Genomic DNA, 12180 nt, shown 5'->3' with positions numbered 1-12180 from the left:
GGCGCTTTCACGTCTCGCAGTGCAAACGAGAAACCGCCGCCGCTCGGCGACCTGGGAAAGATAATCATGAATTTCGTTTTGAGCGACATCGCGGATGCAGAAGCTGAAAAGGCCATCCGCGATCCCCTGGTGGCCTATAATCTCGCCCGTTTTGGCGAAAGCGACAAACGCGAACTCATCATCACAATCCGCGACGATGAGAACACCGTCACCGGCGGTCTTGTCGGCTATACCGGCCGCGGCTGGCTTTATGTGCAGCTTCTCTTCATCCCCGAGACCTTACGCGGTCAAGGCACAGGCGCGAAGCTTCTCGGCATGGCGGAAGAGGAAGCGAAAAAGCGCGGCTGTATGGGCGCTTATATCGACACGATGAACCCGGATGCGCTGAGGCTTTATGAGCGCTGCGGTTTCACCAAGATCGGCTCGCTTGCCCCGCTCTCCAGCGGCCAGGCGATCACATGGCTTGAAAAGCGGTTCTAATCCGTTCGAAAGAAAGCGGTTGGCGCAGCAGTGTCAGGTGAGCGCCACCCGCCGCGTTTCCGCGTTGATCATCGTTGCGGCAATCGCAGCCAGCACCAGCAGCCCGGCGAAAATGCCGATGGCGAAACCGAAGCCCTGCGCGATGGCATAACCCAGCAACGACGGCGCCAGAAGGCCGCCCAGCCTTGCCATGGCGCCCGCAGCCCCCATGCCGGTCGCACGCGATTCCGTCGGGTACAATTCGGGCGTGAAGGCATAAAGCGCACCCCAGGTGCCGAGCAGCGCAAAGCTCATGATCAGAAGCGACGTGGCGATCATTGCGCCGCCTGTAGCGAGCGTGAAGAGCAGGCAACCGAGGGCGGACAGCAGGCAGAAACCGATCAGCGTCGGCTTGCGGCCCCATTTTTCAACGCCATAGGCGGCAAGCGCATAGCCGGGGATTTGCGCCAGTGCCACCAGCACGAGGAAACCATAACCGCGCACGAAGCCGAAACCGTCTCCCGCCAGTTTTGCCGGCATCCATGTGAAGACGCCATAATAGGAAACGGAGACAAGGAACCAGATGGCAAGGATCATGATGCTGCGCTGTCTGAGCGCCGGCGAAAATATCCCCTGCCCTTTTGAAACCTCCGGCTGAAAAAGCCCTGTCCCTGCATCGAGTGGCGCGCGGCCGTTTACCGCCAGCATACGGTTGACGATGACCTTGGCTTCGTCCGATCGGCCTCTCCGCACGAGGTAAAGCGGCGATTCGGGCACCATGAACCGTAAACCCAGACCCACAACGGCTGGGAAAGCCGTCACCGCGAAAATATAACGCCAGGCATCGGCAACACCGGCAAGGCTGGCGCCCCACGCTGCAAGCGCCACGATCAGGGTTCCGATGGCCCAGAAGCCTTCCAGCATGACCAGCCAGCGCCCCCGGTTCTTTGCGGGCAGGAATTCCGCCATCATCGCATAATCCACCGGCAGGGTGCCGCCGACAGCCGCACCCGTCAAAAAGCGCAGGACAAGAAGAATGGCAAAGTTCGGCGCAAAGACGGAAAGCACACCGAACACGGCATCGCAGGCCACGGTGACGATCAACACACGGCGGCGACCGTAACGGTCCGCCAGACGCCCGAAACCGGCAGCACCTAAAAGCATGCCAAAGAAGAAGGCCGTTCCGGTTTGAAGGGCCTGCGGAACAGTCAGGCCAAACGTTAGGGCAATCGAGGCGGCGGTGAAGCCGACCGCCAGCACCTGCATGGCATCCGCTGCCCAGACGAGGCCGAAAATACCCATCAACCGCCGCTGATAGGCGCCCGCACCTGCGCGTTCCAGCGCATCGTTCATGGTGATTGCCGTCATATGCTCGCCCCCGTGCCGAAATCGACTATCGAGTGCTATCGCATAGGGGAAAGAAACGGAATTGAATTTTGCGAAGTACGATGCATGGTTTCAAGGCAGAGCACCGTCCCGTCATCTTTAGCGAAATAACCGGCCAGTGTATGGGCGACTCAACGCCCCTTCCCTCATTTCTGTGCCTGTCACAGGAATGAGGGAAAAAGTGCGCACTGGTGAAGGGCGGGAAATCCGACGTAACGAAATCCGTCAGCCGTAAACCCGAAGAGGCTCTTCGAAGCCGTCGTCTTCCGCCTGGGCTGCAGGCATGGCGGCCTCGCATTTGCGCCAGCCGATCTTGCCCTTCAGCCGCTGGTGCACGTCGTCACCAACAGGCACGACCAGCACCCGGTTCGGATCCACCGGGCCTGGAAAATCAAGCGCGGCGTAGGCGACCTTTTCGAAACCAAGCGGCATGTAATAGGGCGGATCGCCAATCAGAATGACGGCCTCCGAACCCTTCCGCCGGGCGGCAGCGATAGCAATCCGGACGAGTTCACGACCGATGCCCATGTTCTTGTGCGAAGGCCGCACGGCAAGCGGGCCGAGCATATGGCCTTTCACCCCACCGGCCAGAACCGGCGTCATGCGCACCGAAGCGATCGTCTCGCCATCATCGGCGCAGACGAAGGACAGCGACCGGTCATGCGGACCCTGCTCGCGAATACGCGCGGCGGCACGGGTGTGCCGACCGGGGCCGAATGCTTCTTCGTTGATGATTTCGATGATGGCGTCGTGCGACGCGTCCTCGGTGAGGTAGACAAGATCGTGCTTGGACATGAAGAGACCGAAACTTCCAAAATGCGGATGCGACAATAGATGACGGCTGCGCCGGTAAAGGCGTTCAGGAGCGTCAGCGTCGTCGGAGCATCCGTGTTTCGATCATAATCTACGATTTCCTCAGATTTGTGAAAATCGCAATTATCAGGAAAATTCCCACCCGTCCAGAACAAATCTCGGCACTATCCCATTCAGCCCATGCGAGACCGGAAACGCATTGTTCAATGCGCCACGGGTTCGCGGCACCGCGCTAAACGGTTAGGATTGCGGTCAAGGAAACAATCAAGGAGATCATCATGGGCATGCTGGTGGAAGGCGTATGGAAAGACGTCTGGTACGACACCAAGGAAACCAAGGGGCACTTCAAGCGCAGCGCCTCGCAATTTCGCAACTGGGTAACGGTGGATGGCGCGCCCGGGCCTTCCGGCGAAGGTGGCTTCAAGGCCGAGAAGGATCGCTACCACCTCTATGTGTCGCTCGCCTGCCCCTGGGCGCATCGCACCCTGATTTTCCGTAAACTGAAAAAGCTGGAAGACCTGATTTCCGTCTCCGTCGTCGATCCGCTGATGCTGGAAAACGGCTGGGAGTTCAGACCGGAAGGCGAACGCACTCCGGGTGCAACCGAGGACCACCTCTTCGGCTTCTCCGCACTTTGGCAGGTCTATACCAAAGCGGATGCCAACTATTCGGGACGGGTGACCGTGCCGGTACTGTGGGACAAAGAACACGGCACCATCGTCTCCAATGAATCGGCCGAAATCATCCGCATGTTCAACGTGGCCTTCAACGACCTCACCGGATCGGCGGCGGATTATTATCCCGAAGCACTGCGCGCCGACATCGATGCGCTGAACGACGTTATCTACGACACCGTCAACAACGGCGTCTACAAGGCCGGTTTCGCCACCACCCAGGATGCTTATCAGCAAAATGCCGTGAAGGTGTTTGAAACGCTTGATATGCTGGAAGACCGGCTGGAGGACCGCCGTTTCCTGTTCGGTGCAGAAAAGACGGAAGCAGACTGGCGTCTCTTCACCACGCTGGTGCGATTCGACCCTGTTTATGTCGGCCACTTCAAGTGCAACATCCGCCGCATTCACGATTACCCGCATCTCACGGGTTACCTCCGCGACCTCTACCAGACACCAGGCGTGCCGGACACAGTCGATATCCGCCACATCAAGGAACATTATTACCGCAGCCACCTCACCATCAACCCGACAGGTATCGTGCCCGTTGGCCCGGAACTGGACCTTACCATGGCCCATGGCCGTGAGACGCTTGCCTGACGGCAGAGACGCCGCCGCTACCAGTAGTCGGCAATCGCCGCTTTGCCGGAAAGTTCGGCAAGGCGGCGGCGGGTGGCCGGCGTCACATTTTCCGGCAGGTCCGAGAGATCGAAAAAACCGCTTTCGGTGATTTCATGATCCGGTTTTTTTGGCGTGGTCTGGGTGACCTGAAGCCGGTAGAGCGCCACATGATCGCGGTTGCTGCCTTCCAGATTGAGGTAGACATGGACAAGCTCGGGGATCGACGCAGCCTCGAGATTGCCTTCCTCGCGGATTTCCTTGTTGAGCGCCATCAGCAGCGTTTCACCGCGTTCCACCCCGCCGCCGGGCAGATACCAGCCGGGCAGATAGGTATGCCGCACCAGAAAAATCCGTCCCGCATCATCGAAGCAGAGCGCACGTACACCGAGGGTGGCACCGCGTGTGAACAGAAAAACGAAATGAAGCAGGCGGATAAGGATACGCGTGTGGAACGGACGGGCCTGCCGCTCGGTTCTCTCGTCATTCACCCTGGTTTCTCCTTGCCGGCAGGCTTTTATTGGACGTGCCGCATATCATAGGTTATCTCTGCCGCCATGTTCAAACTTGCGCATATTTCAGACGTCCATCTCGGGCCATTGCCAAAACTCACTTTCCGGGAACTTGCATCCAAGCGTATCACCGGTTTCGTCAACTGGCACCGCAACCGCCGCAAGCACCTTTTCACCGACACTCTGGAAAAGCTGCTCGATGATCTCGAAGCCAAATCGCCGGATCATCTGGCTATTACCGGCGATCTCGTCAATCTTGCGACAGGCATTGAAATTCGTGCCGCCGCCGACTGGCTGGAAGAAGTCGGCGACCCTGAAAAGATCTCGGTCGTTCCCGGCAATCATGACGCCTATGTTTCCGGCGCGCACGACAAGGCCATGCGCGCCTGGTATCCTTATGTGCGTGGCGATGGCGACCCGGCAGAATGGGACGATGACCGCAAGATTTTCCCCTACATGCGCGTGCGCGGTCCCGTCGCACTGATCGGCTGCTCCACCTCGATTGCAACGCCGCCCTTCTCGGCCACCGGCTATTTCGGCAACCGTCAAGCACGCGCAACCGCGGAACTCTTAAAAAAAGCCGGTGAACAAGGGCTGTTCCGCGTGGTGATGATCCATCACCCACCGATCCGCGGTGCGGCGGCTGCGCATAAGCGCATGTTCGGCATTCGCCGTTTCGCGGCAGCGCTTGGCGTTGGCGGCGCCGAACTCGTGCTGCATGGCCACACCCATTTGAACACCGTATACTGGCTGAACACTCACCACGGGCAAGAGCACATCCCGGTCGTCGGCATCGCCTCCGCCAGCCAGGGACCGGGCGGCGAAAAACCGCGCGCGGCCTATAATCTCTTCCATATTTCCGGTGGCCCTGGCACCTGGAACGTCGCCTGCGAACGCCACAGTCTCAACGACACCGGAACGGGTATCGGGCTTGAAGATATCAGGGTATTTTATGAGAATGGTAGGCCGTTGGGGTTTTCGCGGCTGGGGGGATAAACTCCGGAGTGTTGAGGTTAGAGTCTGTGGCTCACCCCCTCTGCCCTGCCGGGCATCTCCCCCACAAGGGGGAGATCGGCAAGACGCTCTTTCGTCAATTCATTCTGAGCGTTGAGATGGGCGAGACCGTGCCTCAGGTCGATCTCCCCCCTTGTGGGGGAGATGTCCGGCAGGACAGAGGGGGGTAAACCCACCCTCAAACCCCCACTTACCTAGCTCGCTCTTCCAGCACCCGATTGGCCGCCGAAACAATCGCTTCCAGCGAAGCGCCAACAATATTCGTATTCACCCCGGCGCCGAACAATTTTCCGCCCGGATGCTCCATCTCGACATAGGCAATGGCGGAAGCATTGGACCCATGTTGCAGCGAATGCTCGGAATAGTCATTCACCGACAGATCGATGCCGAGATAGACCGACAGCGCATTGATGAACCCGTCGATAGGACCGGTGCCCTTGCCCTCGATGCGCTTCACCTCACCGTTATCAGTGATTTCGGCGGCGACAATGCGCACGCCCTTGAAATCGCCCGCCGGATAGGTGTGGTGATCGACGAACTTGATACGCGCATTCGGCTGCGTCACGTAACGCTCCATGAAGCGCTCGTAGATGCGCTTGGCCGGCAGTTCCACGCCTTCTTCATCGGTGATGCGCTGGATGTCTTCGCGGAACTCCACCTGCAGGTTGCGCGGCAGGTTGATGCCGTAATCCTGCTGGAGAATATAGGCGATTCCGCCCTTGCCGGACTGCGAATTGATGCGGATGATCGCTTCGTAGGAGCGGCCGACATCCTTCGGATCGATCGGCAGATAGGGCACTTCCCATACCGGGTGATTGGCAACCTTGATCGCCTTCATACCCTTGTTGATCGCATCCTGATGCGAGCCGGAAAACGCCGTATAGACCAGTTCGCCGACATAAGGGTGGCGCTCGGGGATCGTCATCTCGTTCGAATATTCGTACACCGCCTTGATGCGCTCAATATCGCGGCAATCCAGCTCAGGATCGACGCCCTGCGTATACATGTTCAGCGCCAGCGTCACGACGTCGACATTGCCAGTGCGCTCGCCATTGCCGAACAGCGTGCCCTCGACGCGGTCCGCACCGGCCATCAGAGCCAGCTCCGTCGCAGCGATGCCAGTGCCGCGGTCGTTGTGCGGATGCAGCGAAATGATGACGTTTTCGCGATTGTCGATATTGCGGCACATCCATTCGATCTGGTCGGCATAGATGTTCGGCGTGGCCATTTCGACTGTGGAAGGCAGGTTCAGGATCAGCTTGTTATCCGCCGTCGGCTTCACCACCTCGACCACGGCATTGCAGATTTCCAGCGCCACTTCCAGCTCGGTGCCGGTAAAGCTTTCCGGAGAATATTCGAAGCGGAAACCGCCGCCGGCCTTGGCCGCCATGTCGGTGATCATCTTGGCGGCATCGACGGCAATCTGCTTGATGCCGTGCACGTCCTTGCCGAATACCACGCGGCGCTGCAATTCCGAGGTGGAGTTGTAGAAGTGGATGATCGGCTTGTTGGCGCCTTCCAGCGCTTCGAAGGTGCGGGTGATCAGTTCCGGACGGCACTGCACCAGCACCTGCAGGGAAACATCCTCAGGCACATTGCCCTGCTCCACGCACCAGCGGGCAAAATCGAAGTCCGTCTGCGAAGCGGAAGGGAAACCGATCTCGATTTCCTTGAAGCCCATTTCGAGCAGCAGCTTGAACATGCGGGCCTTGCGGTCGTGGCCCATGGGGTTGACCAGCGACTGGTTGCCGTCACGCAGGTCCACCGAGCACCAGATCGGCGCCTTGGTGATGGTCTTGCCCGGCCACGTGCGGTCAGGAATATTGATGGTCGGGTAAGGGCGATACTTGACGTTCGCGTCCGACATGCCTTTGGAAATATTGGTGATCTTTCCGTCCATTTCGCTTCCTCCTTGCGCATTCCGCGTGCTTCTCGAGCCATCGGCGGATGCGCGGCCCTCAAGGGCCTAAATCCAGTATAAAATGAGATTTCGAGATGAGGAGCGTTTGCGCCAGCGGGCTTTCGGCCGCCGGGCGCTCCTCACTGGACCCGGCAACCGCGTGTAAGGTCGAGGCTAAGAAGCGAGAGTGCACCGCACGGAGAGGCAATCGCAGAAATCTGCGCGCTCATGCCGGAAATGGTTGCGATGCTGTTGCTCATGGGCAAGCTTATAATCGGCGAAATATTTGGATGCAAGGGCTATTGTCTCTTCAATCCTTTTACGAAACCGGTCAACGCCATCATCAACCCGCCACCGATCAGCCCCCAGAAGGCACCGGAGACACCGGCGAAGGAAAGGCCGGAGGCGGTGATGAGGAAGGTGATCGCCGCAGCCTCGCGTGTTTCCGGATCCTTGAAAGCCGCAACGGCAGAGCCGGAAAAGGCGCCCACCAGTGCAAGCCCCGCCACCGCCTGAATGAGGACAGGCGGCGCCAGTGCCACGAAAGCCGTGACCGCGCCCGCCAGCAGGCCGAAGACGATGTAGCCCACACCGCCGATGATCGCCGCCCAATAGCGCCGTTTCGGATCGGGATGGGCGTCCTCGCCAGCGCACATCGCCGCCGTAATCGCGGCAAGATTGACTGCATGGCCGCCGAAGGGTGCGGAAAGCAGTGAGAAGAAGCCGGTCGCCGCGAAAAGCGGTCCGGGCTGCGGATCGTAGTGATTGACCTTCAGCACTGCGATACCGGGAATATTCTGCGACGCCATGGTAACTATGAAGAGCGGCAGCGCGATGGAAATGACGGCGTGCAGGCTGAAGACGGGCGTCACCCACTCCATCGGAGGCGTCAGCGATTGCGCCACACGGTCAAGCGCCCCCGCCGGAATATCGACACCGAAGATCATCACCAGCACGAAAGCGGCAAGTGCCGCAGGCACGGCGAAAAGTCGTTTAAAGGCTCCCACCACGATCCAGGCAAGAATGATCGGCAATCCGAGCGCCGGGTTAAAGCCGATCGCCTTGATCGGCGCAAAACACAGGCCGATGATGACCCCGGAGAGCATGGCGTTGGCAAGTGGCGCTGGAATGGAGGCCACCGCCTTTCCGAGCGGCCGGAACAGGCCGGCAATGATGATCAATATGGCGCAGATGATGAACCCGCCCACGGCGGCCGGAAAACCGCCCTCGATCACGCCTGTGGTCGCCAGCAAGGCTGCACCAGGAGTCGACCATGCGATGCTGACAGGCATCCGCGTCGCGACTGAAAGCGCTATCGCGCAAACCCCCATCGCCACCGAAAGCGCCATCAGCCCAGACGCCGCCTCGAAATCCGTCGCACCGACAGCCTTCAGGCCCTGCAACACCACGGCGAAAGAACTGGCAAAGCCGACAAAGGCGGTCAGGCACCCCATGAACAGGCTCTGTACGGAAAGGTCTTTCATCAACATGGCGGTTCCCGGATCTTCTGTTTCCCTTGAAGATCAAAAAACCCAACCGCTGGCAAGATGCCCGCAGGCTGAACAGGTACGCCTTTTACCAGCGCAGAAAACGCGAACCGGCAAAAGCGCCGATCAGGCCGGTGATGAAAATGCCAAGCGAATACCAGATCAGTACGAAAGCCATCCCGTTTTCGGTGCAGAACCAGGAATAAACCCAGGCTCCGGCTGCACCCGCCGCAATGCCCGCCACAAAACCTGCCAAGGCTGGATCAGCCGGGGCTGAGCGTTTGAGAACTGAAAAATTCGCCAGGAATACCGGAAGCGCGAAAGCGACGATCAAAAACGGGCAATGCAGCGCGGACGACCCCAGAACAAGCGTCCTGTAATTGTCCGGAAAGGCAAACCCCAGCTGTACGAGCGCTATCGCCGCCATCACAACGAAAATTAGCGCAAGCCAAATGAAAAGGCAGCCGCTGTTCCCCTCGGGGCGGGTAAGGCGGCCGACCGCGAAAAACGCAGTCAGGGCCAGCAGGGCGTTATAGGCGGACTTGATCCAGAAACCCAGCTCGGTCAAGGCGTCGTGCATGTCGACCCGCGGCCCGAGAATGGCAAGCATCAGCAACAGCGAAACGCCAAGGCCGGGCAGGACGGCCAGCGCCAGCCGACGCTCCAGTGACAAGGCAGGCACGGGCTTGAGTCCGCTTGCCAGTTGTTCAATGATGTCTTCCGTCTTCCTCACGTTTCGCCTCGCAACTTTGCCGCCAGCATTTTAAGCGTCCTGTGAATGCCGACCCTCGCCGCAAGCTCGGTCTGGCCGGATTTTTGGGCCGCTTCGGCGATTGACTGACCCTCGAGTTTTACCCTGCGAATGAGGTCGCGTTGCCGCTGCGGCAACTCGTCGAGCAACCGTTCCACATCCATACGTGCCGTGACCTGATCGACGGACGATCCCGCTTCCAGCGTCTCATCAAGTTCCACTTCCGAAAGCTGGCGCGCACCCCTGCCCCTGTAGTGATCGATGAGTTTGTAGCGCGCTATCGAAAAGAACCAGGCGGTAAACGGCCTTGCTCGATCATAGGTCTCGCGTTTGGCGTGAAGCGACAACAGGGTTTCCTGAACGAGATCTTCCACATCCCCCCGTGAAGCGGCCCTCATGCGCCGGTCGAAATAGGCTGTCAGCAGCCTGCGTAGGGCATGGAGCAAATGCCTGTAAGCGCCCTCGTCCCCATCGAGGGAACGCAGCATCAGCATTTTTAATGTCTCTTCCGAAAGGCTGCCTGTCATCGTCACTATCGGGTTATTCGCAATCGGCGGGATATTGTTACATAATGGCGTGAAAAGAATCTCGCCCGAATATGATGTCACAAACGCGTGAGCGTGTAACGACACACGGATCCCCACCGAATGGACAATCGTGAGCCCCGGTGCAACGCCGGCGGACATTTAATGACGTCCAGAGGAGATCTTTCATGACCCGCATTTTTACCACCATCGCCACCGCTTCCATGCTGTCTGTTCTTTCTTTCGCAGGCATCGCCCATGCCGACGGCATGAAGACCGATATGACGAAAATGCACAACGACACCATGAAGACGCAGACGATGAAAAAAGGCGACATGTCCATGGCATCCAAAAAGGACTGCATGCACAAGGCTGACATGGAAATGAACAAGATGAAAAAAGCCGACATGATGAAGGCCTGCAACACGATGAAGTGATGCCGGCCGAACATTCAATGCACATGACCGAGAGCGGCACGTATCATCCGGCCTGAATGAAAAAAGCCCGTGCCGGTTTCCACCGGCACGGGCTCTCTCAACTAAAAATCAAAACCTTAAACTTCCGACTGGCTCTCGACGATCTTGCCGACGAGGCCGTAGCCCTTGGCTTCTTCAGCGCCGAGCCAGTAATCGCGATCGATGTCCTTGGCGATCTTTTCTTCGCTCTGGCCGGTGGCCTTGGCGAAGATCTTGATCAGGCGCTGGTTCATCTTGATGATTTCGCGGGCCTGGATTTCGATGTCGGATGCCATGCCGCGCGTGCCGCCGGAGGGCTGGTGCAGCAGGAAGCGGGTGTTCGGCAGGCAAAGGCGACGTTCCTTCGGCACCGAAACATAGATCAGCGCGCCAGCGGAAGCGACCCAGCCCGTACCGATGATATAAACCTTCGGCTTGATGAACTTGATCATGTCATGGATCGAATCACCCGATTCGACATGGCCGCCCGGCGAATTGACGTAAACGCGAATGTCGTCGTCGCTGGCGGCGGCAAGTGCCACGAGCTGCGTGCAGACCTTCTGCGCCAGTTCCTGCGTGATGCCACCATAGATGAAGATCGAACGCGACTTGAAAAGATTCGCTTCCGTTTCCTTGCCGATCGGCAGTTCCTTGCTCTTGTCGTCTTCGTCTTCGTTCATCAGCGGCTCTCCAGCGTAATTCATGCATGCCCTTCGGACATAGTGCGACTTGTTACGTAAGGCAATGAGCAAAAAAGGCAAGGTTTGCGCCCCAACAATAAACATCGCCCCCGGCAGATGACGCATGGACAGCCTCTCCGGGTTCGCGGTATCGTCAGGTCCTCATTGCAGTGCCGCCGATTGCGGGAATCCCAAGATCCCCTTGCTGGCGGCGATAATCAAAAGAGGGAATCATGCTGAAAAGACTAAGCCTTGCTGCCGCAGCGCTCGGCGCCACCGCCCTGCCCGCTTTCGCCCATTTGAACCCCGAAGAACACGGCTCCTTCATGGCTGGCGTCTCCCACCCCTTCTTCGGTGCGGATCATATTCTTGCAATGGTTGCCGTCGGTCTCTGGGCATCGCAGATCGCCATGGCGCAGAATGACCGCAAGGCGCTGTGGATCGTGCCTGCCGCCTTCGTCGGCACCATGGCCATTGGTTTCCTGATGGCCGTTTATGGCATCGGCCTTCCGTTTGTCGAACCGGCCATCCTGGCCTCCGTCATCGGCCTCGGCCTGCTGGTCACGATTGCTGCAAAGCTGCCGACGGCAGCCGCTGCGGCCGTGGTCGGCGCTTTTGCCCTTTTCCACGGCCATGCCCATGGCGGTGAACTCGGCAGCGCCGGCGCCCTGCAATTCGGCATCGGTTTCATGATAGCAACCGCGATCCTGCATCTCGCGGGCATCGTGCTTGGCCTGCGAATTGCCCGTTTCGGCTCGGCCGCAAGCCGTACCGCCGGCGCGCTGACGGCAATAGCGGGCCTTTCGCTTGCCTTCGGCGGGTGACGATCATTACCGAAATTTAAAGTTTCGGCCGCTTTGAAAAGCCTGAATTTGGACCTACCTCCTTATCGTTGATTTCCGCTTCACGG

13 protein-coding genes are annotated in these 12180 nt (G+C 58.9%); 5 read left to right on the top strand and 8 right to left on the bottom strand.

What is annotated here, in order from left to right; translation table 11 throughout:
• Positions 1–66 precede the first annotated feature (66 nt).
• Complete coding sequence (locus ACQZ45_RS10345) at positions 67–480, top strand: GNAT family N-acetyltransferase (protein WP_013636615.1); 414 nt, start codon at positions 67–69, stop codon at positions 478–480.
• Positions 481–513: 33 nt separating this feature from the next.
• On the opposite strand, the gene ACQZ45_RS10340 is transcribed toward ACQZ45_RS10345, so the two are convergent.
• The gene (locus ACQZ45_RS10340; protein ID WP_448742241.1) at positions 514–1827 is read right to left on the bottom strand and encodes an MFS transporter; all 1314 of its coding nucleotides are present in this window, start codon (positions 1825–1827) and stop codon (positions 514–516) included.
• 243 nt (positions 1828–2070) lie between these two features.
• A complete protein-coding gene (locus ACQZ45_RS10335) occupies positions 2071–2640 on the bottom strand; it encodes a GNAT family N-acetyltransferase (protein WP_013636617.1) in 570 nt (189 codons plus the stop codon).
• 296 nt (positions 2641–2936) lie between these two features.
• On the opposite strand from ACQZ45_RS10335, the gene ACQZ45_RS10330 reads away from it, so the two are divergent.
• Positions 2937–3929, top strand: coding sequence for a glutathione S-transferase family protein (locus ACQZ45_RS10330; protein ID WP_113291211.1), 993 nt, complete (start codon positions 2937–2939; stop codon positions 3927–3929).
• Between the two features lie 17 nt (positions 3930–3946).
• Here the strand turns inward: ACQZ45_RS10330 and ACQZ45_RS10325 are convergent, their stop codons facing one another.
• A complete protein-coding gene (locus ACQZ45_RS10325; RefSeq protein ID WP_019565194.1) occupies positions 3947–4438 on the bottom strand; it encodes an NUDIX domain-containing protein in 492 nt (163 codons plus the stop codon).
• A gap of 66 nt (positions 4439–4504) precedes the next feature.
• Between ACQZ45_RS10325 and ACQZ45_RS10320 the strand changes: the two genes are divergently transcribed.
• Complete coding sequence (locus ACQZ45_RS10320; RefSeq protein ID WP_003513555.1) at positions 4505–5455, top strand: metallophosphoesterase family protein; 951 nt, start codon at positions 4505–4507, stop codon at positions 5453–5455.
• A 208-nt stretch (positions 5456–5663) separates the two neighbouring features.
• Here ACQZ45_RS10320 and leuA read toward each other — a convergent pair whose 3' ends face one another.
• From leuA to ACQZ45_RS10300, 4 genes are all read right to left on the bottom strand, one after another.
• Positions 5664–7373, bottom strand: a complete 1710-nt coding sequence (gene leuA, locus ACQZ45_RS10315; RefSeq protein ID WP_003513556.1) for a 2-isopropylmalate synthase — start codon at positions 7371–7373, stop codon at positions 5664–5666.
• Positions 7374–7672: 299 nt separating this feature from the next.
• Positions 7673–8860, bottom strand: a complete 1188-nt coding sequence (locus tag ACQZ45_RS10310; RefSeq protein WP_025594186.1) for a benzoate/H(+) symporter BenE family transporter — start codon at positions 8858–8860, stop codon at positions 7673–7675.
• 88 nt (positions 8861–8948) lie between these two features.
• A complete protein-coding gene (locus tag ACQZ45_RS10305) occupies positions 8949–9593 on the bottom strand; it encodes an NrsF family protein (RefSeq protein WP_003513559.1) in 645 nt (214 codons plus the stop codon).
• Positions 9590–10105 carry a sigma-70 family RNA polymerase sigma factor gene (locus ACQZ45_RS10300; protein ID WP_003513560.1) on the bottom strand — a complete coding sequence of 172 codons (516 nt, stop codon included), beginning with the start codon at positions 10103–10105 and terminating at the stop codon, positions 9590–9592. The genes ACQZ45_RS10305 and ACQZ45_RS10300 overlap by 4 nt, the downstream gene beginning before the upstream one ends.
• 218 nt (positions 10106–10323) lie before the next feature.
• Between ACQZ45_RS10300 and ACQZ45_RS10295 the strand changes: the two genes are divergently transcribed.
• Positions 10324–10572 carry a pentapeptide MXKDX repeat protein gene (locus ACQZ45_RS10295; RefSeq protein WP_003513561.1) on the top strand — a complete coding sequence of 83 codons (249 nt, stop codon included), beginning with the start codon at positions 10324–10326 and terminating at the stop codon, positions 10570–10572.
• 116 nt (positions 10573–10688) lie between these two features.
• On the opposite strand, the gene ACQZ45_RS10290 is transcribed toward ACQZ45_RS10295, so the two are convergent.
• On the bottom strand, positions 10689–11270 hold the full coding sequence (locus tag ACQZ45_RS10290) for an ATP-dependent Clp protease proteolytic subunit (RefSeq protein WP_003513567.1): 582 nt from the start codon (positions 11268–11270) through the stop codon (positions 10689–10691).
• A 233-nt stretch (positions 11271–11503) separates the two neighbouring features.
• Between ACQZ45_RS10290 and ACQZ45_RS10285 the strand changes: the two genes are divergently transcribed.
• On the top strand, positions 11504–12094 hold the full coding sequence (locus ACQZ45_RS10285) for a HupE/UreJ family protein (protein WP_003513569.1): 591 nt from the start codon (positions 11504–11506) through the stop codon (positions 12092–12094).
• Positions 12095–12180 lie beyond the last annotated feature (86 nt).

It is taken from the genome of Agrobacterium sp. 16-2014-1-2a (genome assembly GCF_053522705.1).
This window is presented reverse-complemented; position numbering and strand designations above follow the sequence as displayed.